The organism is Chryseomicrobium imtechense, assembly GCF_041475995.1.
Lineage (GTDB): Bacteria > Bacillota > Bacilli > Bacillales_A > Planococcaceae > Chryseomicrobium > Chryseomicrobium aureum.
Window position 1 is genome coordinate 1 of record NZ_JBGOBM010000014.1, and the last position, 26,724, is coordinate 26,724.

Annotated in this window: 27 protein-coding genes and 1 pseudogene; 23 read left to right on the plus strand and 5 right to left on the minus strand. The window is 42.4% G+C overall.

Going from position 1 to position 26,724, the window contains the following annotated elements; genetic code table 11:
- The first annotated feature begins 324 nt into the window (after positions 1 to 324).
- The 3 genes from AB5N96_RS11575 to AB5N96_RS11585 all read left to right on the plus strand — a co-directional run bounded on the left by AB5N96_RS11575 (position 325) and on the right by AB5N96_RS11585 (position 3,846).
- Positions 325 to 1,608, plus strand: a complete 1,284-nt coding sequence (locus AB5N96_RS11575; protein ID WP_204590759.1) for an extracellular solute-binding protein — start codon at positions 325 to 327, stop codon at positions 1,606 to 1,608.
- Between the two features lie 112 nt (positions 1,609 to 1,720).
- Positions 1,721 to 3,004, plus strand: a complete 1,284-nt coding sequence (locus AB5N96_RS11580; protein ID WP_204590757.1) for a carbohydrate ABC transporter permease — start codon at positions 1,721 to 1,723, stop codon at positions 3,002 to 3,004.
- Positions 3,004 to 3,846 carry a sugar ABC transporter permease gene (locus AB5N96_RS11585; RefSeq protein ID WP_204590755.1) on the plus strand — a complete coding sequence of 281 codons (843 nt, stop codon included), beginning with the start codon at positions 3,004 to 3,006 and terminating at the stop codon, positions 3,844 to 3,846. The genes AB5N96_RS11580 and AB5N96_RS11585 overlap by 1 nt, the downstream gene beginning before the upstream one ends.
- Before the next feature lie 39 nt (positions 3,847 to 3,885).
- Here AB5N96_RS11585 and AB5N96_RS11590 read toward each other — a convergent pair whose 3' ends face one another.
- Positions 3,886 to 4,356: a BsuPI-related putative proteinase inhibitor gene (locus AB5N96_RS11590; protein ID WP_499705592.1), complete on the minus strand. Its 471-nt coding sequence runs from the start codon at positions 4,354 to 4,356 to the stop codon at positions 3,886 to 3,888.
- Between the two features lie 14 nt (positions 4,357 to 4,370).
- A complete protein-coding gene (locus AB5N96_RS11595) occupies positions 4,371 to 5,438 on the minus strand; it encodes an acyltransferase family protein (protein WP_204590751.1) in 1,068 nt (355 codons plus the stop codon).
- Between the two features lie 91 nt (positions 5,439 to 5,529).
- Here AB5N96_RS11595 and AB5N96_RS11600 point away from each other — a divergent pair, with 91 nt between their 5' ends.
- Genes AB5N96_RS11600 through tsaD form a run of 5 tightly spaced genes read left to right on the plus strand, consistent with a single transcriptional unit; the run spans position 5,530 to position 8,788 of the window.
- Positions 5,530 to 6,147, plus strand: a complete 618-nt coding sequence (locus AB5N96_RS11600; RefSeq protein WP_499705593.1) for an SGNH/GDSL hydrolase family protein — start codon at positions 5,530 to 5,532, stop codon at positions 6,145 to 6,147.
- Between the two features lie 60 nt (positions 6,148 to 6,207).
- Positions 6,208 to 6,672, plus strand: coding sequence for a tRNA (adenosine(37)-N6)-threonylcarbamoyltransferase complex ATPase subunit type 1 TsaE (gene tsaE, locus AB5N96_RS11605; protein WP_499705594.1), 465 nt, complete (start codon positions 6,208 to 6,210; stop codon positions 6,670 to 6,672).
- On the plus strand, positions 6,653 to 7,327 hold the full coding sequence (tsaB, locus tag AB5N96_RS11610; RefSeq protein WP_499705595.1) for a tRNA (adenosine(37)-N6)-threonylcarbamoyltransferase complex dimerization subunit type 1 TsaB: 675 nt from the start codon (positions 6,653 to 6,655) through the stop codon (positions 7,325 to 7,327). The genes tsaE and tsaB overlap by 20 nt, the downstream gene beginning before the upstream one ends.
- Positions 7,320 to 7,775 carry a ribosomal protein S18-alanine N-acetyltransferase gene (rimI, locus tag AB5N96_RS11615; RefSeq protein ID WP_392455831.1) on the plus strand — a complete coding sequence of 152 codons (456 nt, stop codon included), beginning with the start codon at positions 7,320 to 7,322 and terminating at the stop codon, positions 7,773 to 7,775. Before tsaB ends, rimI begins: the two co-directional genes overlap by 8 nt.
- Positions 7,772 to 8,788 carry a tRNA (adenosine(37)-N6)-threonylcarbamoyltransferase complex transferase subunit TsaD gene (gene tsaD / locus AB5N96_RS11620; RefSeq protein ID WP_499705596.1) on the plus strand — a complete coding sequence of 339 codons (1,017 nt, stop codon included), beginning with the start codon at positions 7,772 to 7,774 and terminating at the stop codon, positions 8,786 to 8,788. The genes rimI and tsaD overlap by 4 nt, the downstream gene beginning before the upstream one ends.
- A gap of 336 nt (positions 8,789 to 9,124) precedes the next feature.
- Here tsaD and AB5N96_RS11625 read toward each other — a convergent pair whose 3' ends face one another.
- Positions 9,125 to 11,056, minus strand: coding sequence for an ABC-F family ATP-binding cassette domain-containing protein (locus AB5N96_RS11625; protein WP_499705597.1), 1,932 nt, complete (start codon positions 11,054 to 11,056; stop codon positions 9,125 to 9,127).
- A 119-nt stretch (positions 11,057 to 11,175) separates the two neighbouring features.
- Between AB5N96_RS11625 and AB5N96_RS11630 the strand changes: the two genes are divergently transcribed.
- From AB5N96_RS11630 to tatC, 3 genes are all read left to right on the plus strand, one after another.
- Positions 11,176 to 11,811: a redox-sensing transcriptional repressor Rex gene (locus AB5N96_RS11630; RefSeq protein WP_499705598.1), complete on the plus strand. Its 636-nt coding sequence runs from the start codon at positions 11,176 to 11,178 to the stop codon at positions 11,809 to 11,811.
- A gap of 93 nt (positions 11,812 to 11,904) precedes the next feature.
- A complete protein-coding gene (locus AB5N96_RS11635; protein WP_204590738.1) occupies positions 11,905 to 12,099 on the plus strand; it encodes a twin-arginine translocase TatA/TatE family subunit in 195 nt (64 codons plus the stop codon).
- Between the two features lie 21 nt (positions 12,100 to 12,120).
- On the plus strand, positions 12,121 to 12,888 hold the full coding sequence (gene tatC, locus AB5N96_RS11640) for a twin-arginine translocase subunit TatC (protein WP_499705599.1): 768 nt from the start codon (positions 12,121 to 12,123) through the stop codon (positions 12,886 to 12,888).
- Between the two features lie 25 nt (positions 12,889 to 12,913).
- Here tatC and AB5N96_RS11645 read toward each other — a convergent pair whose 3' ends face one another.
- Complete coding sequence (locus AB5N96_RS11645; RefSeq protein WP_204590733.1) at positions 12,914 to 13,654, minus strand: CPBP family intramembrane glutamic endopeptidase; 741 nt, start codon at positions 13,652 to 13,654, stop codon at positions 12,914 to 12,916.
- A 182-nt stretch (positions 13,655 to 13,836) separates the two neighbouring features.
- On the opposite strand from AB5N96_RS11645, the gene groES reads away from it, so the two are divergent.
- From groES to AB5N96_RS11680, 7 genes are all read left to right on the plus strand, one after another.
- Complete coding sequence (groES, locus tag AB5N96_RS11650) at positions 13,837 to 14,121, plus strand: co-chaperone GroES (protein ID WP_204590731.1); 285 nt, start codon at positions 13,837 to 13,839, stop codon at positions 14,119 to 14,121.
- 18 nt (positions 14,122 to 14,139) lie between these two features.
- Positions 14,140 to 15,774, plus strand: a complete 1,635-nt coding sequence (groL, locus tag AB5N96_RS11655) for a chaperonin GroEL (RefSeq protein WP_499705600.1) — start codon at positions 14,140 to 14,142, stop codon at positions 15,772 to 15,774.
- Positions 15,775 to 15,930: 156 nt separating this feature from the next.
- Positions 15,931 to 16,746 carry a M23 family metallopeptidase gene (locus AB5N96_RS11660; protein ID WP_499705601.1) on the plus strand — a complete coding sequence of 272 codons (816 nt, stop codon included), beginning with the start codon at positions 15,931 to 15,933 and terminating at the stop codon, positions 16,744 to 16,746.
- A gap of 93 nt (positions 16,747 to 16,839) precedes the next feature.
- The gene (locus AB5N96_RS11665; protein WP_499705602.1) at positions 16,840 to 17,160 is read left to right on the plus strand and encodes a hypothetical protein; all 321 of its coding nucleotides are present in this window, start codon (positions 16,840 to 16,842) and stop codon (positions 17,158 to 17,160) included.
- A gap of 457 nt (positions 17,161 to 17,617) precedes the next feature.
- Entirely contained in the window at positions 17,618 to 17,893 is a 276-nt protein-coding gene (locus AB5N96_RS11670; protein WP_499705603.1) for a hypothetical protein, read from the plus strand.
- A 200-nt stretch (positions 17,894 to 18,093) separates the two neighbouring features.
- On the plus strand, positions 18,094 to 18,771 hold the full coding sequence (locus AB5N96_RS11675; RefSeq protein ID WP_499705604.1) for a DUF3800 domain-containing protein: 678 nt from the start codon (positions 18,094 to 18,096) through the stop codon (positions 18,769 to 18,771).
- Positions 18,771 to 19,244 (plus strand): hypothetical protein, encoded by a 474-nt coding sequence (locus AB5N96_RS11680; RefSeq protein ID WP_499705605.1) that lies wholly within the window; start codon positions 18,771 to 18,773, stop codon positions 19,242 to 19,244. Before AB5N96_RS11675 ends, AB5N96_RS11680 begins: the two co-directional genes overlap by 1 nt.
- A gap of 426 nt (positions 19,245 to 19,670) precedes the next feature.
- On the opposite strand, the gene AB5N96_RS11685 is transcribed toward AB5N96_RS11680, so the two are convergent.
- Positions 19,671 to 20,402 carry a YqcI/YcgG family protein gene (locus tag AB5N96_RS11685; RefSeq protein WP_499705606.1) on the minus strand — a complete coding sequence of 244 codons (732 nt, stop codon included), beginning with the start codon at positions 20,400 to 20,402 and terminating at the stop codon, positions 19,671 to 19,673.
- 144 nt (positions 20,403 to 20,546) lie between these two features.
- Here AB5N96_RS11685 and AB5N96_RS11690 point away from each other — a divergent pair, with 144 nt between their 5' ends.
- The 5 genes and pseudogenes from AB5N96_RS11690 to AB5N96_RS11710 all read left to right on the plus strand — a co-directional run bounded on the left by AB5N96_RS11690 (position 20,547) and on the right by AB5N96_RS11710 (position 26,552).
- Positions 20,547 to 21,404, plus strand: a complete 858-nt coding sequence (locus tag AB5N96_RS11690; protein ID WP_499705607.1) for a dimethylarginine dimethylaminohydrolase family protein — start codon at positions 20,547 to 20,549, stop codon at positions 21,402 to 21,404.
- 71 nt (positions 21,405 to 21,475) lie between these two features.
- Complete coding sequence (locus tag AB5N96_RS11695; RefSeq protein WP_499705608.1) at positions 21,476 to 22,243, plus strand: exodeoxyribonuclease III; 768 nt, start codon at positions 21,476 to 21,478, stop codon at positions 22,241 to 22,243.
- Between the two features lie 87 nt (positions 22,244 to 22,330).
- A pseudogene (locus tag AB5N96_RS11700) lies at positions 22,331 to 23,503 on the plus strand (amidohydrolase).
- A gap of 52 nt (positions 23,504 to 23,555) precedes the next feature.
- Positions 23,556 to 25,643 (plus strand): S9 family peptidase, encoded by a 2,088-nt coding sequence (locus AB5N96_RS11705; protein ID WP_499705609.1) that lies wholly within the window; start codon positions 23,556 to 23,558, stop codon positions 25,641 to 25,643.
- A gap of 15 nt (positions 25,644 to 25,658) precedes the next feature.
- Complete coding sequence (locus tag AB5N96_RS11710; RefSeq protein WP_499705610.1) at positions 25,659 to 26,552, plus strand: serine hydrolase; 894 nt, start codon at positions 25,659 to 25,661, stop codon at positions 26,550 to 26,552.
- Positions 26,553 to 26,724: the final 172 nt, after the last annotated feature.

Genomic DNA, 26,724 nt, shown 5'->3' on the forward strand with positions numbered 1-26,724 from the left:
CCGGAGCCCACTATCAAATATCAGATGTGAAATAGTTCAAAAAGGTCCGGCCAGGGTTTTTGGCCGGATTTTCTTATAAAGTTCTGACATAGCTAAGGTTCAACTGAATCAAAAGGAGCAATTTGAAAAAGAATTGTAAAAAAGCATTGTAATATTGTGAATTCACGCTATAATAAAATTAAATTTATGCAAACGTTTTCACTGCTTTCACGTAGTTTCCGGATGAATTATAAAAATGCTTACATATCTGGACGATGTGAAATTTATTTATGAGCGGTGTGCAAACGCTTGCATGAGTGGGGAAAACCTAAGAGGAGGGGCATTATGAAAAAGAATTGGTTAGTTTTATTGCTAGTATTATTCGTAGCGATGATTGTTGCAGCTTGTGCACCAGATCGCGAAGAACAAGCTGAAGCACCAGAGGGGTCTACAAATACAGAAGAAGCAGCAACAGAAGAAAAGCCTGAAAAACTTGTTATCTGGGAAGATATCGACAAGTCTGCAGGTTGGTTAGAAGATGCAATTGCTTCATTTGAAGCAGAGCACGGCATTCAAGTTGAATTTAAAGAATTAAATATGGCAGACGCTATCCGTGATCAATTACGTTTAGATGGTCCTGCTGGAAATGCACCAGATATCGTAACACTTCCACACGATCAAATTGGTCAAGTTGTAACAGAGGGTCTAATTCAAGAAATCTCAGTTGAAGATGACGTATTAGCTCGTTACAGCGAGTCATCAGTATCAGCTCAAATGTACAATGGGGCTCTTTACGGATTACCAAAAGCTACTGAAACACCAGTATTTATTTATAACAAAGCATTGATGGACGAAGCTCCTGCAACGATGGACGAGCTTTACACATTCTCTAAAGATTTTACTTCAGGAGACAACTACGGTTTCCTAGCACTTTGGGATAACTTCTACTTCGCACACGCTGTACTAGGTGGTATGGGTGGTTATGTATTCGGTGAAGGTGCTGAAGGTCTTGACCGTGAAGATATCGGTCTAAACAACGAAGGCGCTGTTGAAGGTGCTGACTACATTCAACAATGGTACTCTGAGGGATTATTCCCAGCAGGTATCGTCGGTGAAACTGGTGGAGCAGCAATGGACGGCTTGTTCAACGAAGGTAAAGTGGCTTCAGTTATGAACGGACCATGGGCATTCCAAGGTATGCGTGACGCTGGAATCGACATCGGTGTAGCAGCAATGCCAACACTTCCAAACGGTGAGCCAATGAAAACATTCATGGGTGTTAAAGGATGGAACGTAACATCATTCACTGAGTACCCATACTGGTCAACAAAATTAATCGAACACTTAACAAGTGATGAAGTATCACTTGCGCGTTTCGAAGCAGTTTCTGAAATCCCAGCAAACGTAGCGCTAGTTGAAGAGCCTGCAATCGCTGACAACGAAGGCGCTAAAGCTGTAGCCCTTCAATCACAATACGCTGTGCCAATGCCAAACATCCCAGAGATGGGTGAGGTTTGGGGGCCAATGGCTTCAGCTCTACAAACAATCGCAACAAGCAAATCAGATTCGAAATCTGCTTTAGACGAAGCGGTTGATCAAATCAAAACAAACATCGAAACAAATCATTAATCCTAACACTTAGGAAAAGCGGGGAGGCATTCACGTGCCACCGCTTTTCCTTCCATTTTTTATACATATTCGATTTATGAACACGTGCACTGCACTTAGGAGGCTAGGCCGAATGAAAGAATCAACATCTTCCACAAAACACAGGAAAACGGCGATGCTGTTATCCTTAATTCCAGGGGTCGGGCAATTTTACAACAAACAAATTCTTAAAGGTCTTGTCTTTCTGATTTTGGCTGTTTCATTTGGCTCAGTATTTTTTCAATACATTGGTTTTGGTTACTGGGGCCTTATAACCCTTGGTGAAATTCCGAAGCTAGATCACTCCATTTTCTTATTGATTGATGGAATTATTGCTGTATTACTTACTTTAATGGGACTCGGGATTTACGCATTTAACCTTTATGATGCGTATCATAACGGAAAGCGTCGCGATCTAGGTGAAGGGGTCAATTCTGTTCGTCAGCAGTATCATAACCTGATTGACAATGGATTCCCGTATCTGATGATTTCACCGGGGTTCTTCTTGTTGATTTTCGTAGTTATTTTCCCGATTATCTTCGTATTATTATTAGCGTTTACGAACTATGATTTGTATCACTCCCCACCTGCAAACTTAGTGGACTGGGTAGGTATTCAAAACTTCAAAGACATCTTTACATTAGATGTCTGGCGTTCTACATTCTTCTCTGTATTGACTTGGACGATTGTGTGGACGTTTGGGGCAACGACGCTGCAAGTGGCACTTGGTATTTTCTTAGCCATCTTGATCAACCAAAAAGATTTAAAAGGAAAAGTTCTTTTCCGTACGATTATGATTTTGCCTTGGGCAGTACCATCGTTCATTACAATCTTGATTTTCTCAGGAATGTTTAATGATACGTTTGGGGTCATCAACCGTGTGATCTTACCAATGATTGGTATGGATGCAATCCCATGGATGACGAACGAAACATTTACGCGGATAGCATTGATTATGATTCAATCATGGCTAGGCTTCCCGTTCATCTTCGCGATGACAACAGGTATCCTCCAGTCGATTCCGGAAGAGTTGTACGAAGCAGCGGATGTAGATGGAGCTTCTGTTTTCCAGAAGTTTTTCTCCATCACGTTACCACTTGTTTTGTACGCAACAGCACCTATTTTAATTACGCAATATACATTTAACTTTAATAACTTCAACGTAATCTTCCTGTTCAATGGAGGGGGACCTGCACTGCCGAGTCAGAATGCAGGGGGTACAGATATCTTGATCTCGTGGATCTACCGCTTGACGATGACCAGTGCCCAGTACGGAAAAGCAGCAGCTATCACGATGATACTTTCCATCATCGTTATCACTGTAGCTTTATGGCAGTTTAGAAGAACGAAGTCGTTCCAAGAGGAGGATATGATGTAATGTCGAAGAAACAAGGGAAATTAATTCGTTTGACAGTATCGTATCTAATCATCTTGACGATGTGTGCGATTGTATTGTATCCACTCCTATGGGTACTAGGTTCTTCATTTAACCCAGGGGATAGCTTGTCAGGGTCACGAATGATTCCTGAAAACCCAACATTAAAACATTATGCATTCTTGTTTGATTTAGAGCGTTCGAATTATTTGTTATGGTACTGGAATTCAATGAAGATCAGCTTACTGACAATGGTTCTTTCTGTGATTTTAGTATCGTTCACAGCCTATTCATTCTCACGTTACCGTTTTGTTGGACGTAAGAATGGTTTGATGACGTTCTTGATTCTTCAAATGATTCCAAACTTCGCTGCATTGATCGCAATCTTTGTTCTAGCGACACGCTTAGGATTGATCGATAGCCATTATGGATTAATTCTGTTTTATGTAGGTGGACAAATTCCGATGAGTACGTGGTTGATGAAAGGGTACTTGGATACGATTCCAAAAGACTTAGACGAGTCAGCACGTATGGACGGAGCGGGACACTTCCGTATCTTTATCCAGATTATCATGCCACTGGCTAAGCCGATCATCTCTGTTGTTGCGCTCTTTGCATTTATCGCACCACTAGGAGACTTCATCATCGCGCGTATCTTATTACGTTCCAATGAGCAGTTTACGCTAGCTGTTGGATTGTATGATTTGGTTGCGAAGCAGTTCGGGAATTCATTTACGACGTTCGCTGCAGGAGCAGTACTAGTCTCTGTGCCGATTGCCTTGTTGTTCTTAGCTTTCCAAAAGTATTTCGTTTCTGGCTTGACGGCTGGAGGAACGAAAGGGTAATAGAAAAAGCACTTCCCGCGATCACGGGAAGTGCTTTTTCTATTGTCCAGACCACTCAAAATTTTCAATTGTCACTTTTTCACCATCGAATTGTTCAGCTAGTGACCAGACATCTAACTGGTACGTGCCTTCTGGAACAGACATCGCGGCAAGTTCTGTTGAAAGTTCTAGAGGAAGCTCCCATGTATCTCCAGCAGCTACTGTTTGCTCCGTTAGTGCTTGAGTGAACATTTTATTCATGGAATACGTGTAGACGGTCTCACCCGCGTCATCAAGCAGTTGGTATTCGAATAATTGACCACTTGTAAACGAGAGTGTCACATCCTCATCCGTGCCATTCGTAATCACAAGTGTATACTCCCCATCTTGTTCTTGAAGTTGCTGTGTCAATTCATTTGTCATCTCTTCTCCTCCTTCGCCCGAAGTCTCTCCTTGTTCAGTTGAGCCACAAGCTATAAGTAAGAAAGCGAGCATGAGTAAACCGAGTAGAACTTGTAATTTCTTTGCCATGTGCGATTCCTCCTTTAGCCATTAGACTTGCTGACTCTTTTTTTCGTTACATAAAAGCGCGAAATATTTCCAAGCAACACTTCGCCATGAGGAATGAGCTTCTGTATGGCAATAGATGCGAGAATCGGGAAGACAATTCCTGCTACTGTGAATCCAATAGGTCCAAGTAAGAAATAATCGTTTAAAATCATGTACGTAAAGATATGCAAGTACATGATGGCGATCGAGTGTTTTTCAATGACTTGCATAGGCTTCATCTCAAACTTGCTAGCAAGCAATTGGAAAATCCAAACAAACGAGAGAATCATCGCAATTGGAATGATCAAGTCCAAGAAGAAATGGTTGTAGCGCAAGAATTTGAGACTCAAATGGTAATCGATCCAACCAATTTTATCGACCACAACAGCGATTGTTGTTACTGCTATGCCTGCAACACCTACTTTATGAGGTACCTCCAACCAAAACGTCTTCAAATAGCTTCCGATTGCAAAGTACACAACGGCAATAAATGCGACATCCAGGTTCCAAAGCATCGGAATCGTCTGGCTCGCTTCATCCGGTGCTCCCCCGACGACATCCATTGCCCAGAAGCTTTGGATATGTGCGATAGTATATAATAGAGCAAGAATCACCCATTGTGTGTAGCGTTTCGTATAGAGCGTCAAGAAAGTGAAAATCACATACGAGAAATAAAGAGTTGTAATAAACCAGATGACTCCGTATGCACCTCGGGCAAATCGTCCTCCAACGAAGATTTTCAAGAAATCTTCTGCATACCAACGCCAATCGAAGTTCAACGTAGCAAGCTCAATGGAATACCGAACGGTTGTGATTGCGATTAAGAAAAAGAAATACGGGAATAACAGTTGCATAAACCGTTTTGTTAGAGACCCTTTTGCGTCTTTTAACGAATGTACTTCTTTAAAGAAAATGCCGCTAAGTAAAAAGAAAGCTGGCATATGAAACCAATAAATATATTGAATCAATGGGAATGGCATGTCATGCGGGTAATGGCCAAGAACGACGAGTATCATCAAAAATCCTTTGGCAGCATCCAGCCAGTGAATCCGTTTTTTTGCCACGGATAATCCCCCTTTCTGAAAACTGGACGAAATGGTCCACACGATATAATACCATCATTACACGCCATCTGAAACCTGGAGGAAAGTCACTATGAAAATCGTACTATTTGGAGATAGCTTAACAGCACGTCATGAAGGACTCGATAAACCAATGATCAATGCGCACCTAGAACCACATTTTCCTGAACACCAGATTCGTAATAAAGGTGTTAGCGGAGACACAACTAATGATGCGATGAAGCGGCTACAAAAAGATGTGATAGCCGAACAGCCAGACCTTGTTGTCATCCAATTTGGTTCGAACGATTCATCAGCTCATAAACACGTTCCGCGTGAGATGTATAAAGCGAACCTGGAACAAATGGTCAAAGCGATTGGTCCAGACCGTTGTATCTTAGTGACCCCGCCACCTGTCGATGAGGACAAGCAGACGCAGCGCTCAAATCAGGTCATTGAAGCGTATGGAGAAGCTTTAAAAGAAGTGGTAGCGGAGTTCAATACAGGGTTTGCAGACTTATACGATGCATTTATCAAACAAACTGATATGAAAACAGCTTTAAAAGGACAAGATGATGACGGATTGCACTACGGAGAAGCGGGTTATAAAGTCGTGGAGCAGACTCTTGTGCCAGTCATCAGAGAACGTCTTCAAAAGCTTCCAGAACGAAAACTCTCACTATTTGAACGCGTCAGAAGCTGGTTTGCATAGGTGGCATCAAACAGCGCTTCATATTATAATGGAGAGCAGTGACTAGAACGGAGAATGACAATGCAGCAATTTAACTTTACAACGTTACAACAAACAGAGCGCCATGCCCAAGCACTTGCAGACTGCATGTCAGGAGGCGAGGTCATCACGCTTGAAGGAGACCTAGGTGCTGGGAAGACGACATGGACAAAATACTTTGCAAAAGCGCTCGGTGTGGAAGGGACCGTCAACAGTCCAACGTTCACAATCATTAAAGAGTACGAGGGGAGAGTCCCTTTTTATCATATGGACGTATACCGTTTGGCAGACAGTGAAGAAGACCTTGGGTGGGAAGATTACTTCCGCCAAGACGCAGTCGCTGTTGTGGAGTGGGCACAGTATATCGAGTACGCTTTGCCGGATGAACGAATCGATATGACCATTCGATTTGCATCCACAGGCGAACGCGTCTGTGAAATGACGGGTACAACTCCCCGAATGAACCAATTGATTAAGGAGATGGCACATGATCTGGCTGGGAATTGATACATCGAATACACCACTGAGTGTGGCACTCGTTGAAGACGGGCAACTTTTGATTGAACATACGGATAGTTTTAAAACGACCCATTCGGTAGCTGCAATGCCGACTATCGAACGTATTATGAAAGAAGCAGGCATAACACCGGACCAGCTGTCAGCGATTGCTGTAGCGAAAGGACCTGGATCTTATACGGGCATTCGTATCGGAATGACCTTAGCGAAGACACTAGGTTGGTCACTCAACATTCCTGTCTATCCAGTGTCGAGTCTCGCGGTCCTTGCAACGCCTGGGAAGTGGTTTGACGGATTGACTGTTAGTGTGATGGATGCGAGACGCCAACACGTTTTTGCTGGTGTCTATGACAAACAAACTGTACTTACAGAAGCGCACCGCTCATTTGCAGACCTACTTGAATTTTTACACCAACAGGAACGGCCTGTTTTGTGGTGCGGACAAGATGCCAAGCTGTTTGAAGAAGCAATTTTGGCTTCCGGTCTGGTGTCGTATTTTGCAGGTGTTGGAGAGCAGCTACCACGTGCGTCTGAATTGATCAGTCTTGCACAAAAACTAGAACCAGCTACTTCCATCCACGAGCTCACACCGGACTATTTGCGGTTAACAGAAGCTGAAGTGAATTGGATGAAAGCCAATGACTGAGTTCATTACGTTTCGACGGATGACACTAGACGATGTGGATGCCGTTTGGGAACTAGAAAAAGAAGCATTCCCGACGCCTTGGTCACGAGAAGCGTTCGTCAATGAAATGCTCGCAAATCGTTTTGCTTATTATATTGTCGGAGAAAATCAGGCGTCTGAAGTGATTGCATTTTGTGGAATGTGGCTTGTGACAGATGAATGTCATATCACGAATGTAGCGGTGACGACTCGTGCTAGAGGGAACGGTTTTGGAGAAGCCTTGATGCGAGAAGCGATTCGCGTCACGCGCGAAAACGGTGGACGCGTTATGACACTCGAAGTGCGTGTCTCGAATGATACGGCGCAAAACCTCTACCGGAAGCTAGGTTTCCAAGAAGGCGGTATACGAAAAAATTATTATACGGATACGCATGAAGATGCGCTCGTAATGTGGGTGGAATTTACATGACATATATATTAGGAATTGAAACAAGTTGTGATGAGACTGCAGCTTCTATTGTAAAAGATGGAACAGTGATTGTCTCAAATGTGGTTGCTTCCCAAATTGAGAGCCATAAGCGTTTCGGAGGGGTCGTACCCGAAGTGGCGTCTCGCCATCACGTAGAGCAAATCACACTTGTCATAGAAGAAGCTCTGACGCAAGCAGCCATTGAGCCAAAAGAGTTAGACGCCGTCGCTGTGACAGAAGGTCCCGGACTTGTGGGTGCGCTTCTCATTGGTATCCAAGCTGCAAAAGCCTTTGCATTTGCACATCAGCTACCACTCATTGGCGTTCATCACATTGCTGGACATATTTATGCGAACGCACTAGAGAATCCAATGGAGTTTCCAATGCTCGCACTGGTCATCTCTGGAGGGCATACAGAACTGATCGTCATGCAAGAAGATGGTCACTTTGAAAAAATCGGAGAGACACGTGATGATGCAGCAGGCGAAGCGTATGATAAAGTAGCCCGCGTACTATCACTTCCATATCCAGGTGGGCCTCATATCGACCGTCTTGCATCTGAGAGTGACGGAGCAGTCGATTTCCCCCGAGTCTGGTTGGAAGAAGGTTCGTATGATTTCAGTTTCAGTGGTTTGAAGTCTGCCGTCATCAACTACCAACATAATTTGCAACAAAAAGGCCAAGAGATCAACCCATCACATGTCGCTGCAGGCTTTCAGCAAAGTGTAGTAGAAGTTGTCGTTGAGAAGACGCGCCGAGCAGCGAAAGAGTATGGCGTGAAGCAAGTGATTGCAGCAGGAGGGGTTGCTGCGAACAAAGGGCTGCGTACGGCGTTGGAAACAACTTTCGCAGAAGCGGATGTGCCGTTTTATGTACCTAGCCTTCCGTTGTGCACGGATAATGCAGCAATGATAGCAGCAGCGGGATATTCTAAATTTATAGCAGGTGCTCGAAGCGATTATGCAATGAATGGGCGACCTGGCATGCCACTTTCGAGCTGGAATGGACTGTAGAGAAATTCTCTACGGTCTTTTTTATTACAAAGATTACAGTCTTTTATCAAATGTGACATCATTCGTCAAGAGGGAACATCTGTACTTATGCACAATTTGTGGGTAACTTGTGCATAACTATGGATAACACAATATATAGTGGGTGTATTTTGTGTACGAAACTGCAAAACCACAAAAAACACCTGTGGATAATGTGTATAAGTCTGTTGATAGTTTATTTAAAGCCATTTTCAATGTGTGCAAATCTGTGGAAAAAAACTTTCTTAAATTGCCTCTTGACCAATATGTAGATGCTTCTTGTCGAATAAAAAAGAACCAGCACGAATGCTGGTCCTGTTACAACGTTTCAAGCTCTTCTTGCAACTCAAGCCACTCCATTGACAGGGTGTCATGCTCGCCTTGTATGACTTCAAGTTCTGCATTGAGCGATGCTACTTGTTCGTGGTCACCGAATACTTCCGGTTTGCATAGCTCCTCTTCAATCACTGCTTTCTTTTGTTCGAGAACGGCTAGTTGATCTTCGAGCTCTGTTACACGACGCGTGATTTGACGTTCGCGTTTTTTCGCAGACTTATCAATCTGTGTTGTCGTGACAACGGGAGTAGGAGAAGAGTGGTTTGCTTCTATCTGAGCTAGCTGTTTAAGTTCGAGTTCTTCTTCTTTCTTTTCTAGATAATAATCGTAATCACCTAAATAGACATGACTGCCTGTAGGTGAGAGCTCCACAACTTTTGTGGCAATACGGTTGATAAAGTACCGGTCATGGGAAACAAACAATAGTGTTCCCGGAAAATCGAGCAGGGCATTCTCTAGGACTTCTTTGCTATCAAGATCCAAGTGGTTCGTTGGCTCATCCAACACAAGTGTATTCGCTTTTAACAGCATTAATTTTGCTAGAGCAAGTCGTCCTTTTTCTCCTCCAGATAAAGAAGTGACAGGTTTCAGCACATCGTCACCTGAAAACAAGAAGCGACCAAGAGCGTTCCGCACGTCTTTTTCATTTAACATCGGCCACTCGTCCCACAGCTCTTGCAAGACAGACTTGGATGATTTTATATCTGCTTGATCTTGATCGTAGTAGCCAAATTGTACATTGGTTCCGTAATGAACCGTACCTTCAAAAGCAGGTACTTTTTTCATCACTGTCTTCAGCAACGTCGATTTGCCGATTCCGTTCGGACCAATCAGCGCGATGCGGTCTTTCTTATAGATAGGAAACGTAATGCCAGATGCGACTTGTTTAGATTCGTAGCCAATAGCAAGATTGTCGATACGAAGTACATCATTGCCACTTTCACGTTCGATGGAGAAGCCAAAAGATGCAGACTTTTCATCGCCAGCGGGAGAGTCCATCCAATCGGTCTTTTCCAATACTTTACGTCGTGACTGGGCCATCTTCGTTGTAGAAGCACGTGCCAAGTTGCGACTGATGAAATCTTCAAGTTTCGCTTTTTCTTCTTGTTGGCGTTCAAAGGTCTTCACATCTTTTTCATAATCCAGCGCCTTTTGTTCAAGGTACGCAGAATAGTTTCCGACATAACGGGTCATTTTCCGGCGTGAGATCTCGTACACGAGATTCGTCACTTGATCTAAAAAGTAGCGGTCATGGGAGACGATGACAATAGAGCCCGGGTAGTTCTTCAAATAATTTTCTAAAAAGCCGAGCGTTTCAATATCCAAGTGGTTGGTTGGCTCGTCTAAAAGCAGCAAGTCCGGCTGAATGAGCAGTTGTTTTGCGAGCGCTAAACGGGTCCGTTGTCCACCGGAGAGGGACTGCACAGGCTTGTCATAGTCTTCTGGGTAGAACTGAAGTCCGTGTAAAATGGACCGTGTGTCACTTTCATAGCGGAAGCCGCCTGCGTCTTTAAAGTCTTGTTGTAGTCGGTCATAGTCTTGCGTCACTTTTGCATAAAGTTCCGGATTGTTGTAAACGTCCGGGTCGGCCATTTGGTGCTCAAGTTCTCGCAGTGTAGCCTCTTGTTTTTTGATGGGTTCGAACACAGTCATCATCTCAGCCCAAATGGATAGGGGACTGTCGAGACCAGAGTGTTGCTCCAAATAGCCAAATGTCTTGTTTTTTGGCATGACGATTTCTCCGGAGTCGTAACTCATCTCACCTGCAATAATTTTCAAAAGCGTTGATTTTCCTGCACCATTGCGGCCGACTAGTGCGACACGCTCACGTTCTTTGACTTCTAATTTACAATTGATCAAAACCTCTTCGCCTGCGAAAGATTTTGTTATATTTTGTACTTGTAGTACGATCATGCGACCACCTCTATTCTCTTCTATAAGTGTACTGGATAGTACGCCACTCGGCAATGTGCCTGCTTTACAGGAAACTCAGCTAGGTGTAAGATAAAGCTGATTTACAGGAGGCGAACAGAGTGACAGCTGACAAACAAAAAATACCTCAGGCAACGACAAAGCGTTTGCCATTATATTATCGATTTTTGCAAAACTTTCATAAAGCCGGACAGACCCGCGTATCGTCTCAAGAACTGAGCGATGCGATGAATATCGATTCTGCAACGATCCGTCGGGACTTCTCGCACTTCGGGGCACTTGGAAAGAAAGGCTATGGCTATGATGTCGAGCATCTCTTGCAGTTTTTCCGGCAAACACTCGATCAAGATGAGGCCACAAATGTTGCTTTGATTGGTGTGGGAAACTTAGGGAGAGCATTTTTAAATTACAATTTCCACAAGAACCACAACACACGGATTGTCGTCGCCTTTGATACACACGCGCCACTTGAAGGAAAGACGAAGTCAGGAATTCCTGTTTTTCATCCCGATGTATTAGAAGACAAGATTCATGAATTCGGAATCGAGTTATGTATTTTAACAGTTCCGAGTCGAACAGCACAACAGACAGCAGAACGGCTTGAAGCGACAGGGATTAAGGGAATTCTGAACTTTACACCTGTCCGTTTGAACGTCAGTCCTTCGATTCGTGTACAGACGATTGATTTATCTGTTGAATTGCAGACGCTGATTTATATGATTCGTAATCACAGTTGACGTTAAACTGTCACATCTGGGGTCTGTGTAGAAATAGCAAATTGCTAGTAAATGATGTAAGATGAAGGCATACTACTTAAGGAGGTGCCCGCAATGGGAGCAGGTCCAATTAGCTTAATTGTTATTGGTATCGTTGCACTTCTTTTGTTCGGGCCGAAAAAATTACCAGAGCTTGGACGCGCTATGGGTTCAACTTTGCGTGAATTTAAGACGGCTACAAAAGGCTTAGCAGATGACGACGATGATGATGTGAAAAAAGTAGATCCACCGAAATCTGACGTGAAGTAAGTTAAGTTAGGATGTTCATTCATGAATAATAATGAATTTACAGTGGTGGAACATTTAGATGAGCTCCGAAAACGGTTGTTTGTTATGGTCTTCTTCCTAACGATTGCTGTGATTGGTAGCTTTTTTTTAGCGAAACCATTGATAAACTATTTACAAAATGCGGAACCCGCTCAAAATATTACGTTAAATGCTTTACAGGTCGTTGATCCATTTTTGATTTACCTGAAAGTAGTGTTGTTTCTAGCCTTTACGTTTACGTCTCCGATTATATCGTACCAACTATGGGCATTTGTAAGTCCAGGACTGCAAGAGCAGGAGCGACGTGCCACACTGAGCTATATCCCGTTCGCTTTTCTATTGTTTCTTGGCGGGGTATCGTTCTCGTATTTCTTGTTGTTCCCTTACCTCATGACCTTTATGACGGGACTTGCAACAGAACTTGGAATTACACAGATTATCAGTATCAACGATTACTTTAATTTCATTTTCCAGATTACGATTCCGTTTGGGATAATCTTTCAACTACCCATAGTGTTGTTATTTTTGACGCGTCTTGGACTTGTGAATCCACAGATGCTCGTAAAAGCGCGGAAGATGGCATACTTTGTGCTCTTCATTATTGCCGCGTTTATCACACCACCGGATTTGATTTCGCACTTGTTCACGTCGGTACCGCTGTTCATATTATATGAAATCAGTATTGCGGTTTCCCGTGTCGGGTACCGGAAGTATTTGGCGGCTGAGGCAAAACGAAAGCTTGAAGAACAGCAACTTCATCAGACGAAGTAAAAGACCATCCGCGGATGGTCTTTTTTTATGTCAGGAATTGAATGAAGAACTGGATGAATAATTGGCCTTGGCGTTCTGCAAAGCGTTCTAAGTCTTCTCTAAAGAATTGAACGAGGACAACAAATCCGTTCAACAGCATGTGTGCAATGATGGATGCTGCAATGCGTTTTGTTTTGTAGTAAATAAACGCGAATATAAAACCAGAGACCGAATACAGTAGAATGTGGCTCAGTTCAAAGTGAATGATCCCGAACATCACGGAACTGATGAGTGCTGCAATAAAGAAATTGGTCTTTGGAAGCAGCATGCCGAATAAGATACGACGGAACAAGATTTCTTCTAAAATTGGTGCGAAAATTGCAATCGCAAAAATGACGACAGGCACCGAGCGTGCGATTTCGATGAACAGTGCTGTATTTTCAGAACCTGGTTCAATTCCAATCAATTGCTCAATCCAAGCAGCACCTGCTTGTCCAAACAGCACCATGAAGAATCCTGCGATACCCCAGCCAAGTACGCCAAAGTTCGAGGCGGGTTTCGGGCCAAGTGGTTTTAGAAATGTTTTATCTTTTCGAATGAAATAGAAGAAGATAATTACTGCTGCGAGCATGCTAGAAAAGATCCACCAGCCGACTGCTTGCATCCTAGGGTCTTCTACACCCATGCTTTCAAAGAGAAAGAGGAGCGGGATTGGGCCGACTGCACCTGCGAGTTGCATGATGACGTAGGTAATCAGCAAAGAGAATGCTATTTTTTGATGTGACATGTATAGGTAAGTCCTTTCTGAGCTGTGGTTCTTCTATTGTAACGCATGAAAAAAATTTAGCCAAAAATTCACCTTCTGACTTGCAATCGTTCCTGTCGTTTATTATTATAAGAATTGTGTTAGCACTCTGTGAGTGAGAGTGCTAATAAATCATTTACCATTTATCAGGGAGGTCGTTTCATTTGTTAAAACCACTAGGTGATCGTATTGTTATCGAATTAGTCGAGGCAGAAGAAAAAACAGCTTCAGGTATTGTACTTCCAGATTCTGCGAAGGAAAAGCCACAAGAAGGTAAAGTACTTGCTGTCGGTACGGGTCGCACCCTTGATAACGGCACACGTGCTGAATTAGATGTGCAGGTTGGGGATCGCGTCTTGTATTCAAAATACGCAGGAACAGAAGTAAAGTACGACGGTAAAGAACTACTTATTCTTCGTGAAGCTGATATTTTAGCGGTTATCCAATAACAAGGAGGAACATCAATTATGGCAAAAGAAATTAAATTTAGTGAAGATGCACGCAGCGCAATGCTTCGTGGCGTAGATAAATTAGCAGATGCAGTAAAAGTGACGCTTGGTCCAAAAGGGCGCAACGTCGTATTAGAAAAGAAATTCGGTTCACCACTGATTACAAATGATGGTGTGACAATTGCAAAAGACATCGAGCTTGAAGATGCGTTTGAAAACATGGGTGCTAAGCTTGTAGCTGAAGTAGCTTCGAAAACAAATGATATCGCAGGGGACGGTACGACAACTGCAACAGTCCTAGCACAAGCGATGATTCGTGAAGGTTTGAAAAACGTAACAGCTGGCGCTAACCCAGTCGGTATCCGTAAAGGAATCGATAAAGCAGTCGCAGCAGCTATTACAGAATTAAAAGCAATCTCAAAAGAAATCGAAGGCAAAGAGTCGATTGCACAAGTAGCTTCTATTTCTTCTGGCGACAATGAAGTCGGTGAATTGATTGCAGAAGCGATGGAGCGCGTTGGGAACGATGGCGTCATTACAATCGAAGAATCAAAAGGATTCACGACTGAGCTAGACGTCGTAGAAGGTATGCAGTTTGACCGCGGATATGCGTCTCCTTACATGGTGACGGATTCTGATAAGATGGAAGCGGTCCTTGAAAATCCATATATCTTAGTAACGGATAAAAAGATTGCAAGCATTCAAGAAATCCTACCAGTGCTTGAGCAAGTCGTACAACAATCAAAACCACTTCTATTGATCTCTGAAGACGTTGAAGGCGAAGCACTAGCCACTCTAGTTGTGAACAAATTACGTGGAACATTCAATGCAGTAGCAGTTAAAGCTCCTGGATTCGGTGACCGTCGTAAAGCGATGCTTGAAGACATCGCAACTCTAACAGGTGCTGAAGTGATTACAGAAGATCTAGGTCTTGAGTTGAAATCAGCGAACATCACGCAACTTGGTCGTGCTGCGAAAGTCGTTGTAACGAAAGAAAACACGACAATCGTTGAAGGTGCTGGAGACTCTGACCGCATTGCAGGTCGCGTCAACCAAATCCGTGCACAATTAGAAGAAACAACTTCTGAGTTCGACAAAGAGAAGCTTCAAGAGCGTCTAGCGAAACTTGCTGGCGGTGTTGCAGTAATCAAAGTCGGAGCAGCTACTGAAACAGAATTAAAAGAGCGTAAACTTCGCATTGAAGATGCTTTGAATGCTACGCGTGCAGCTGTTGAAGAAGGAATCGTATCCGGTGGAGGTACAGCTTTAGTTAACGTCTACAACAAAGTAGCAGAAACTTTAGATACAGTAGAAGGCGACGTAGCAACTGGAGTGCGCATCGTGTTACGTGCTCTAGAAGAGCCAGTGCGTCAAATCGCTACAAACGCAGGTCTTGAAGGTTCTATCGTTGTAGACCGCTTGAAGCGTGAAGAAATCGGTATCGGTTTCAACGCAGCAACAGGTGAATGGGTGAACATGATGGATGCAGGTATTGTGGACCCAACGAAAGTCACGCGTTCAGCTTTACAAAATGCAGCTTCAGTTGCTTCATTGTTCTTAACAACAGAAGCAGTCGTTGCAGATATTCCTGAGCCAGCTGGTGGCGGTATGCCAGATATGGGCGGCATGGGTGGAATGGGCGGCATGATGTAAAAAGAACTCCCGAACTCTGATATAACAGGGTTTCGGGAGTTTTCTTTTTGTTTTGGGCAACAATCCGGCAACAATGGATTTCAAAAAAAATTTCTATTGTAGTTTTTCGGTCATTTTCGATAAGTGGCTGCTGAATTGTTCGGAGGCTTTAATAAGGTGAAGTCGTGCGCCATAGATTTCATTAAAGAGCAATTATCCGATTTTGACGGGAGTGGCTTAGGATTCGGAGCACCATTCAGAAAAACTTCGAGTTTCGGGTTCCGTATTCATCCAATCACCAAAAAGGCTTCTTATCACGCGGGCGATGATTACGGTGCGCCGATGGGTACACTCATCCCTGCACAGGCTGCAGGACAGGTCGTTCAGGCGGCTTATCACAGTCTGCGAGGGAATTATGTTCGTATTAAATCGGGAGCTATGGAACGGATTTATCAACACAATGCGCGAAACCTTGTAGGACTGGGGCAAATGATTAAGCCAGGTCAAGCGGTCGGCACCGTTGGTTCCACAGGAGCTTCTACAGGCCCTCACTTGCACTATGAGGTGTTGCGGAACGGACAGGCTATCAACCCGAAAGGATTAGCCACAGGCGGAATTGTGAAGGATGCCGGCATGTCAATGCTTGCTGAAGAAGGTTATCCGGAGTTTGTCATCCCAACAGCGCCGAACCGCAGAACTGACGCCATGAAGCTATTGGCGCTTGCAGCTAAGCAGATCATGGGCGGCGGTTCAGAGACAGCGATCCGACCGAATCAATTACCGAACTTACAAGCAGGCGGTTCTAAAGTAGAGGCCTTACTCGAAAAATTGATTGAACTAGTAGGTAATCAGAAGACTGAACACCACATCCGAATTACTCAAGAAATGGTCGGAAGAGTGTTATCTGATCAGATTTCCGAATTCGTAGGTGAAAACATAGCTGATAGAAGCAGACTCGTATTACAGATGCGAGGTATAAGACCACTCGGATAAGAAGCAGCTATTAATTTGGCTGTTTTTTTCTTGTTTAAAGGAATCTCGATTGTTTAAGAGAATAGTAGAAGAGTCAGACAAAGGAGGAACTATATGAATCATTTTTACAAGACAGCAGAAATAAGAGATATGCTGGATCTCGCAGACATGCAAGCTACTGAACAAGTAATTGAAGAATTGAATAAGGAGATTCATGCGCAAAGTCTTTGGACGATTAATGACAGAGTACATGCAGTTCACTTCCATGAAAAATACCCCGGGATCATGGTCCGTATTCCACCAAAGATTGAAATTGAGATTTCCCCTGAAGCGCAAAGGGAAATGATGAGGTTTTTTATGCGGACATCAATTCCAAGATTATTGGAAGAAAAGCAAGCTAAAGAAGATAATATTTTGAGGGAAGTAAAAGAATGAACAAGTCGGATAATCACGGCATTGCCCCTATTTTCAAAGCAGACCAATGCCGTAAATATCCGGGTTGTTAAAAGTAGGGTTGTCGGGGTTGTCAGGCACCCTCAATCCCTTGTGGGGACTGACTTGAAGGGGTTAACTAATTGTAAACCCCTCTCTTGTTAACCCCAAAATAACCTATTTAAGGGGTTAACAAGGAAGAACCCTTGAGCGCTTATTCATATCATAAAAATATCATGTAATTTACCAAGAATGTCCCCTCTTCACCAGTAGAGCATTCTCGCTTATTTGCAACTTCTTTACTGGGGGGTGTCGGACTTGTTAAGTGCCTTTGAACCCTTGCTGTTACTGGATGAAGGGGGCTCGCCACTGCTAAGTCCCACTCTACTAAGCCCTAAAACGGCGATTTACAGGTGCTTAGCAGGAGCATAAAATTATTGAAAATTGAGGGAGTGTACTTTTGTCATTTATCGATTTAAAGGTGGACATCAATGAAGAAGAAATCCGGCAGCTGGTAAACGAGAAACTGAATGCGTCCATTCTGAATGTTTTATTCACCTGGGACATTAATGTAATGTCGAAGAGGACCTGCATGGGCAAAACATTCCTGGAAGAACACTTCCTGAGGGATCCCCGTATGAAGCTTCTGGAACGACGGAAAGAAAACGGTAAGCGGTATTGGTTTTATGAGGAAAGTTTGAAGGTAATGCGAGAGATTATGAATGAATGGCAATAAAAAAATGCGTGGACAGACGCTCGACTTAAGACTGAGGATAATTAGAAAAAAATAGGGAAAGTTAAATCTTCAAAGTTAAAAAACAACTTGCCATTTCTTTTACTGATATAAAAAATTAGGATATTTATATAAAATTCAGTGAATGTTAAACCCTTCTCAAATATGATGTTATAATGTAATACAGTGAAGGGGGTAGTACCTTGTATCATGTTTATTGCGATGAAAGTAGACCAGAAGCTATAGGAAACCAAAATTCCATTGACAAATATGCTGTCATTGGAGGAATATGGGTTTCCAAGAACGATGTCAACAAAGCCAAGAAAGAAATAAAAAAATTAAGAGATCAGTATAACGTCTATGGTGAAATCAAGTGGAATAACGTCTCCCCTTCCAAAATGGAGTTTTATAAAGAATTAGTGAAACTCTTCTTTGAATTAGGGAGTTTACGGTTTAGGTGTATTGTAATTGATGTAATAAAAGTTGATTTAGAAAGATACCATAACTCAGATCACGAGTTAGGTTTTTATAAATTTTATTACCAATTACTTTATCACTGGTTAGATGGACAAGAGCAGTATTCAATATTTGTAGATTATAAAAAAAATAAAGAGCATACGAGATTAACAGATTTAAAATCTATATTAAATAAATCTTCTTTATCTGAAGTTATCAATCTGCAAGCTGTGGAATCGAAGCAAACGGAATTAATACAATTAACAGATGTGTTAATGGGAGCGGTTGGTTATAAATATAATAATTATGAAACAAGCGCAGCGAAGAAAAGTATTGTGGAATTAGTTGAAGAAAAACTCGGCCATGCAATTAAACCCACAGCTAAGATTCAAAGAAAATTTAATGTTTTTGAGATTAAACTTTAATGGCATCGTATGAAGCTTTTCTTGATTTACCTGATTTAGCCGAGTATAAAAAGGTATTTGAAGAAGAATATTGCAACCAAGAAGTTTTTACATTCGATGGCATTAAGGTTGGATTTCACCCAGATATGTTCGAACATGCCTTTTATAAGAATGCGAATAGACGTAAAGGGGATAAAAGTATATTTTGCTTTGAAAGAGCAAAGAGAATGCGATGGATAAGGAAAGTTTTATTAGACGATGATTTAACAATTTATCAAGGGTGGGACTCTAAAAAGAAGGCTGCAAGTCCAGATCGGCGGGTTTGTTTGGTAACACCGGACGGCTACGTGGTAATTATTGCATTGAATAGAAAGAATAATAAGTATGCGAGATTCATTACCGCCTATATTTGTGATGATGTTTCAGTCATTAATAAAGTGAAATCAAATCCTATTATTTATCGAGCAAAATCGTTCGGTATTTCTGAGACATAAATAACGCTCAATTTTAAAGCACTTCAATCCGAAGTTTTTGAGACTTAATTGATTGACAAAGTATTTAACTATGATATATTCTAAATATAGAAGTTAATAAGAAGTCGCAACATTTGTCCTTTACTTATAGTAGCGGGACCCACAAAGGTTTCGTTCGCTGAACCGTGCAATCAGCGTACAAGAGAGAGAGTCCCTACAAAGGGGCTCTTTTTCTTTTTGTGTTTTTTACGAGGGCAACAATCCGGCAACAATGAAATGGTTTTGTGTAGTTTTCTATGTAACAGAAAAACGAAAACCTTCTATATAATAACGTTTTAACCATTCCATACAACGCTATATAAACCGCTAGTCAATGGGCGGCATGATGTAATCATCCGCTCAACCGAAAAGAGGCCTCACACGAAAAAGTCGTGTGGGGCCTCTTTTCTATAATTCTTTATGTTGGAAAGGGCACTTGCCTAAGATCGGCTCGCTGTCATCTCCGATGAAGAATTGTTTCCATTCGTTGTGTGTTGGATCACCGAAATGACTGATGTCCGGATGTTTCGGAAGGTTGTCCCATGCCTCGACTCGCTCTCGTACTTTTTCGCGTGACATGATACCACCTTTTTCAGTTCCCTCGAGTCCTTGGAAGATTAACCGTGGCTGGAATCCGATGACCATCGAATTACCAAGGTCACGTGTTTTGCGTTGTTTGTATGCTGGTGTATTCCCAAATGCAAAGATCGGTTGTCCTGCATAACGGAAATCCCACAAATAATGATCTGGATCTTTTGGAGCTTCCTGTGGCCACTCTTCATCATCTACTTCATGCAAATACTGCAGAATATCCCAGAACTGCTTGCGGTAGGCTTCTAATGACTGCTCCGTTTCAAAGGGCTCAACAAATAAAAACAACCCATGACGTTTGTGGTTTGGGTCTTCAAATAATGCTAAGAAATCTTTCAAAGCACTCGCTGCATTCGTCCAGTCTTTTTGTTCGATAAATGCATAACGCAACTCACCACGTAAATGACCTGTTCGACCAAAATAACAAGGGAACGTTTTGTCAGTGACGGTATTCTCAAATGTTTGGTATTCCCGTTTGAACCACTCAGGTAAATCCGTGCGTGTCTCGACATCTTCTTTCGTCAATAGTGTATGTTTTGCAGCAATCATCTAAACAATCCCTTCATCTATCTATTTGTCTTCTGATTCCCTACTTTCTCAAAAAGAAACCAAAAAACTTCCAAAAGAAGTTTAGCGGTACTAAAAGAGGAAATAGTATTCATATAAAATAGGAACGGAAAAGGTGGAGACAAGATGGGACTTGAAAAACAACAACACCAATGGGACGGCTGCTCAACAGAATATGACACACTCACTCAAGTCATTGTTTGTGAACCAACCTATATGAAAATTGAAGAAGTCATCAATACTGTACAAAAACGGTACGCAAAGGATAATATCGATGTGGAAACCGCTCTTCAGCAACACGCTGCTTTTACAGATGTGCTTAAAGACAATGGAGTGGAAGTCATTACACTTCCAGCGCATGAAGAATTCCCCGAACAGGTCTTCACTCGTGATATTGGTTTTACGATCGGAACTCGTGTGTTCATTTCCGAAATGGCGAGCCCGATTCGTCAGGGAGAAGAAAAAATTCTGCGTGAATGGGTTGGATCAAACGGCATTCCGTATCAGAAGATGACAGCTGGATCGATTGAAGGTGGAGATGTAGTGGTAGACGGTAGCAAAGTGTTTGTAGGTGTCAGCCACCGCACGAATCACGAGGCAATTGACTTTTTAGAGAAGCAATTGCCGACAAATGAGATCATCCGCGTTCCGTTTGACGCATCTTGTCTTCACTTGGACTGCGTCTTCACAATTCTCTCTCCGACGCATGCTCTAGTATATCCCGACGCTCTTTCATCCGAGACATTGGATATGTTAGGGAAACACTATACATTGATGGAAGTGAAAAAAGAGGAGCAGTTCGCAATGGGGACAAACGTACTTGCAATCGGCAATAACAAAATCATCAGTCTTCCACAAAATAAAGCTGTGAATGAAAAATTGCGTGCGAATCACTTCGACGTAATCGAAATCGACTTCAGTGAAATTATCAAATCCGGCGGGTCGTTCCGTTGTTGTTCGATGCCACTAACAAGAACTAATTAACCAAGACACATCGACTCGCTTAGCGAGTCTTTTTTTATGGTAAACTAAATGCGGACAAAGGAGGCAGCAACATGAAACTCATCTCATGGAACGTCAACGGCATCCGCGCCTGCGTCAAAAAAGGATGGCTCGACTACTTCCACACACAAAACGCTGATTTTTTCTGTATTCAAGAGACTAAGATGCAACAAGGTCAACTCGACCTCGACCTACCCGGCTACTATCAATACTGGAACGATGCCGAGAAGAAAGGCTACTCGGGTACCGCGATCTTCACTAAACACGAACCACTCTCTGTTCATTACGGACTTGGTGAAGATCTTGATGAAGCAGAAGGACGTATCATTACACTCGAATACCCAAATTTCTATCTCGTCAATTGCTACGTGCCAAACGCAAAACGCGATTTGTCGCGCCTTCCCTATCGATTAGAATGGGAGGACCGTATGAATTCGTACTTAACACTTTTGAACTTTACAAAACCCGTCATCTATACAGGCGATTTAAACGTCGCGCATCAAGAAATCGATATCCGCAACGCCAAGTCGAACATCGGGAACTCTGGATTTACATATGAAGAACGTGAAAAAATGACGAAGCTTTTGGAAGATGGATTCGTCGATACATTCCGCTACCTGCACCCGACAGCTGAAGGACACTACACATGGTGGAGCTATATGGCGAAAGTGCGTGAGCGCAACATCGGATGGCGCATTGACTATTTCCTCGTCTCCGAAAAGCTTGCACCTGCAATAAAAGAAGCGGGGATGCACCCGGAGACAATGGGGAGCGATCACTGCCCAATCTTTTTAGAACTAGACAAAGAGTTTTTGACGTAAATAGCATACAATATAGAAAAACGTAGGAGGTCCGTTAACGTAAATCTGGAAGAATTATTTGAAAAACTTGAAGAGTATAACCCGGTTATGGTCGATTTTAGAAGAAATCTTCACATGTATCCCGAGCTGTCATTCGAAGAAGATGAAACCCCAAAAAAAATAGCAGAATTTCTTAGTGAATTGGGTATGGAAGTGAAAACTAGAGTAGGCGGAAGAGGTGTTGTTAGATACCTTAAGGAGGGGCAAGCCCGGCAAAACGGTTGCATTGCGTGCAGATTTTGATGCATTGCCTATACAGGATGAAAAAGAGGTCTCGTACAAATCAAGAATTCCTGGTGTCATGCATGCATGCGGACATGACCTGCATACAGCAGCACTATTGGGTGTAGCCAAAGTTCTGAGCGAAATAAAGGATGAGATTGCAGGCAACATCGTTTTTATCCATCAGTTTGTCGAAGAAAAGCTTCCCGGTGGTGCTAAGCCCATGATTGAGGATGGCTGTTTGAATGGTGTTGATGTAATATACGGGGCGCATGTTTCCTCAAACGCACCAATAGGTACGATATCTTTAAACGATGGGGGTCTGTTGGCTGCTGCTGATTCTTTCGAGATTCAAATTCAAGGCAAAGGTGGACACGGTGCATCGCCACATATGACTATTGATTCAGTAGTTGTTGGATGCCAGCTGGTCATGAATTTGCAGCAAATCGTCAGCAGAAAGGTTGACCCGCTTTCCCTAGCTGTCGTAACAGTCGGAACAATTAATACAGGACAAAACTTCAATGTGATTTCTGATACAGCCCGGATCACGGGAACTGTCCGTACATTGGATGAAGAAGTTAGAAGCCTGATAGAAAACGAGATTGATAAAATTGTGTCGTCCACGTGTGCAGGTGCAGGTGCAACGGCAAAACTAACCTATACGCGAGGGTATCCTGATTTAAAGAATGATAAAAAAGAGGCTACTCGAATCACAAGCCTGTCTGAGAACATTCTTGGGGAAGATATGGTGTTTCAAGTAAAGCCGATTATGGGCGGGGAAGATTTTGCCTATTACTTGAAAGAAGTACCTGGTGCTTTCTTTTTCGTTGGTGCAGGAAATGAACAAATCAATGCCACTTATCCTCATCATCATCCGAAATTTGATGCGGACGAACGTTCCATGATTAATACCGGTAAAGTTTTATTGCGGCAATCCAAGACTACTTGAATACTGAGTCTGAGGTTAGTGGGCAGGAAAAAGTAGAAATTTTAAGGTAAGTGAAATTTATAATTTAAGGTTTAAAAAACCATAGGTGAAGGAGCTTTTATGATGAGTACATTGACGTCTACATTAAGAACGGTAACATCTGAAGATCTTTATAAATTTCAATGGCCAAGCACTCCGGTTATTTCGCCGGATGGCAAGCAAGTAGTATACGAAAAAACAATAGCAAAAAAATCAACAAACGGCTATGAAACACATCTTTGGCTTTCGGACATTGGTGGACAGTCTCGCAAGGTTTTGACCTCAGAAGGAAACCTAAACACATCTGTTATCTGGTCGCCTGACGGGAAAAAAATAGCCTATCTTTCAAATGAAGAATTTGGGACACAGGTTTGGGTACTATCATTGGAATCCGGTGAGAAAAAAAGGATTTCGCAGTTTAAACGCGGTATCAGTTCCATCCTGTATTCTCCAGATGGGGAAACCATTTATGGGTTGGTTCCGGTTAAGCTGAACGAAGAAATAGAAGTGTTTCAAGAACGAGATTCCGATGACGAAGCAAAACAATGGGGTCCAAATGACCATATTGCTTGGAAAAACGCTCCTAAACGTTACAGTGGATTGTACTACAAACTTGATGGAACGGGTCTGCAAAAAAACTTAAAGCTACAACTGGTCTCCATTGATGCGCATTCTGGATCATTCAGCCAAGTGACTAATGCAGCTCACGATGTTACAGAACCTGCTATCTCCCCTGATGGGAAATATTTACTTTTTTCATCTATCAGCAGCGACAATGACAATATATTGTATAAAGGCGAACTAAATAGGATTTCTGTAAAGGGAGGAGAAGCAGAAAAACTGTATGATTCATCAAAAGTTGCCAGTCCTTCTTATTCACCGGATGGGAAGTGGATCAGTTTCATAGGTGGAGATATGGTACATCGACAATTGCTCATCATTCCTGCCGATGGTGGAGAATCGATAAGTTTGAGTGATGATTATCCGGATACATTAGCTGACTTGAACTATACCGACATGCGATATATCAAATCTTACGTAAAACCGCAATGGTCGAAAGATAACCGTTTTATTTATGCTCTTACTACACACCAGGGAACGAATGAAGTTGTGCGTTTTTCAGTTTCAGAAAATGGTGGTCAAACAACAGTTGTAGGTGGACAACGTGCTATATTCCACTTTGCCTATGATGGTGATGAGACGGTTGTTGCCGCATATTCTTCTCCTTCGCATCCTGGAAAAATAACTGCCAATCGAATATCGGAAGAAGAATCTGTTGTTCGCACCATTCGTAATGTAACGGATATCATTGAAGTATATAATCCAATATTTCCTAAAAATGAAGTACGTATAGACGATTGTAACGATGAACTTTTGTCAGAGCTGAATGTGGTTGAACCAGAAACATTTTCATATGAATCGGTAGATGGCTGGCAAATTCAAGGATTTTTGCTGAAGCCAGCTAATGTGGAACCAGGTAAGAAATATCCTGTCCTCCTCGAGATTCATGGTGGCCCACATTCCATGTATGGCTATACTTATTTCCACCAATTGCAGTTAATCAGTGCCCAAGGCTACGGTGTTGTATTTACAAATCCTCGGGGCAGTTCCGGATTTGGAAGAGAATTTACTGAGGCGGTACAAGGCGATTACGGCGGGAAGGATATGCAGGATATTCTCAATGGTGTGAAAGAAGCCGTTACAAGATATGATTTTCTAGACGGTGAACGAGTCGCGGTCAATGGACTTAGCTACGGCGGTTTCATGACAAATTGGCTGGTAACTCATACAGACCGCTTTTTTGCTGCTATTACGGAAGGTTGCATTTCAAATTGGGTATCATTTTTCGGTACAAGTGACATTGTACCTGGATTTATATCCCAGGAGTTTCTCGGAAAAACAGATCCGGAATCACTTTGGAAACTTTCACCGCTTGCTTACGTTGAAAATGTTCAAACCCCACTTCTCATTGTTCATGCAGAAGATGATCTGCGTTGTCCGATTGAACAAGCGGAACAGTTTTACTCTTATATAAAGCGACAAGGAAAAGAAGTAGAGTTTTTGCGTATCCCGAACGCCAGCCATGGCATGTTACAAAATGCAGAACCGGAAAATCGGATAGCAAGGGTCGAAGCGATGGTCGATTGGATTAATACCCATCTGCCGGAGTAAGAAGGGGGAAATGACGTGTTGAATCTACAGCAAAAATTAGACGCCACTTTAGAAAATCTTCCAGGAACATTTGGTGTTGCCATAAAGAATCTGGAAACTGGTGAAAGTGCATTTATTAACGGGTATAGTCAATTTCAATTGGCCAGTACATTTAAAATCCCGATATTAGTGACACTGTTCCGAGATGTGGAAGAAGGTAAGCTTTCACTTAGTGACAGGATTGGAATTAGCGAAGAAAGCTATGTACCAGGATCTGGAATTCTCCAAGAGATTGATCACGGACTGAAGGTAACAATTAAAGATTTGGCAACGCTGATGATTATTCTGAGTGATAATGTTGCTACTGATGCCATCCTGAACCTTGTCAGTATTGAAAGTGTTTCAACCTATATGAAAGAACTCGGGCTGAATGAACTTTATATCAATCAAAGTTGTTGGGATTTAATCACAACGAGCTTAGGCATGGATGCAAAAACATATTCAGCTGAAGCAGCCGATACACTTCGGACAACTGACTTCACACCAGAATCATTTGATACGGACAGTTTTGTCTTTCATCCAAACAAGAGAAGTAATGAATCAAGTCCAGTTGAAATGAACCGGCTGTTAGAGATGATCGCAAAGAAAGAATTACTTTCAGAAGCCTCCAGTATTGGAATATTAGAAATTCTATACAAGCAGCAGCATAGAAATAGAATTCCACATCATTTGCCTTACGGGACTAAAGTTGCAAGCAAAACGGGAACTATTCGTGATGTAGTTAACGATGTCGGGATTGTTTACCTGCCGGATGGAAAAGGTGCTTACACCATCTCTGTTTTTTCCAAAAATAACGTGACCATGGAAGAGGGAGAAAAAACCATCGCTCAAATAGCTAAAATTGCTTATGATCACTTTACAGCAGTGTAAATCCATTTAATTTAACAATCGTTCATCATAGTATGTGGTGAACGGTTTTTTCTTTTGTTAGGGCCCATTATATGGGAGGGGAGATTAATGGCTCAATCTGTTGAAAGAACATTGATACTGACAGTCCATACAATACTGACTATGAACGTCCTGCATTGGTGAATATGACTAC

Coding starts and splice junctions, on each gene's coding strand:
- tsaB (WP_499705595.1), top strand. CDS start 6,653: ATGATCTGGCTGGGAATTGATACATCGAATACACCACTGAGTGTGGCA.
- AB5N96_RS11680 (WP_499705605.1), top strand. CDS start 18,771: ATGGCATCGTATGAAGCTTTTCTTGATTTACCTGATTTAGCCGAGTAT.
- tsaE (WP_499705594.1), top strand. CDS start 6,208: ATGCAGCAATTTAACTTTACAACGTTACAACAAACAGAGCGCCATGCC.
- AB5N96_RS11575 (WP_204590759.1), top strand. CDS start 325: ATGAAAAAGAATTGGTTAGTTTTATTGCTAGTATTATTCGTAGCGATG.
- AB5N96_RS11705 (WP_499705609.1), top strand. CDS start 23,556: ATGAGTACATTGACGTCTACATTAAGAACGGTAACATCTGAAGATCTT.
- tsaD (WP_499705596.1), top strand. CDS start 7,772: ATGACATATATATTAGGAATTGAAACAAGTTGTGATGAGACTGCAGCT.
- AB5N96_RS11685 (WP_499705606.1), bottom strand. CDS start 20,402: ATGATTGCTGCAAAACATACACTATTGACGAAAGAAGATGTCGAGACA.
- rimI (WP_392455831.1), top strand. CDS start 7,320: ATGACTGAGTTCATTACGTTTCGACGGATGACACTAGACGATGTGGAT.
- AB5N96_RS11695 (WP_499705608.1), top strand. CDS start 21,476: ATGAAACTCATCTCATGGAACGTCAACGGCATCCGCGCCTGCGTCAAA.
- AB5N96_RS11600 (WP_499705593.1), top strand. CDS start 5,530: ATGAAAATCGTACTATTTGGAGATAGCTTAACAGCACGTCATGAAGGA.
- AB5N96_RS11665 (WP_499705602.1), top strand. CDS start 16,840: ATGAATCATTTTTACAAGACAGCAGAAATAAGAGATATGCTGGATCTC.
- groL (WP_499705600.1), top strand. CDS start 14,140: ATGGCAAAAGAAATTAAATTTAGTGAAGATGCACGCAGCGCAATGCTT.
- AB5N96_RS11590 (WP_499705592.1), bottom strand. CDS start 4,356: ATGGCAAAGAAATTACAAGTTCTACTCGGTTTACTCATGCTCGCTTTC.
- AB5N96_RS11625 (WP_499705597.1), bottom strand. CDS start 11,056: ATGATCGTACTACAAGTACAAAATATAACAAAATCTTTCGCAGGCGAA.
- AB5N96_RS11585 (WP_204590755.1), top strand. CDS start 3,004: ATGTCGAAGAAACAAGGGAAATTAATTCGTTTGACAGTATCGTATCTA.
- AB5N96_RS11690 (WP_499705607.1), top strand. CDS start 20,547: ATGGGACTTGAAAAACAACAACACCAATGGGACGGCTGCTCAACAGAA.
- AB5N96_RS11645 (WP_204590733.1), bottom strand. CDS start 13,654: ATGTCACATCAAAAAATAGCATTCTCTTTGCTGATTACCTACGTCATC.
- AB5N96_RS11580 (WP_204590757.1), top strand. CDS start 1,721: ATGAAAGAATCAACATCTTCCACAAAACACAGGAAAACGGCGATGCTG.
- tatC (WP_499705599.1), top strand. CDS start 12,121: ATGAATAATAATGAATTTACAGTGGTGGAACATTTAGATGAGCTCCGA.
- AB5N96_RS11635 (WP_204590738.1), top strand. CDS start 11,905: ATGGGAGCAGGTCCAATTAGCTTAATTGTTATTGGTATCGTTGCACTT.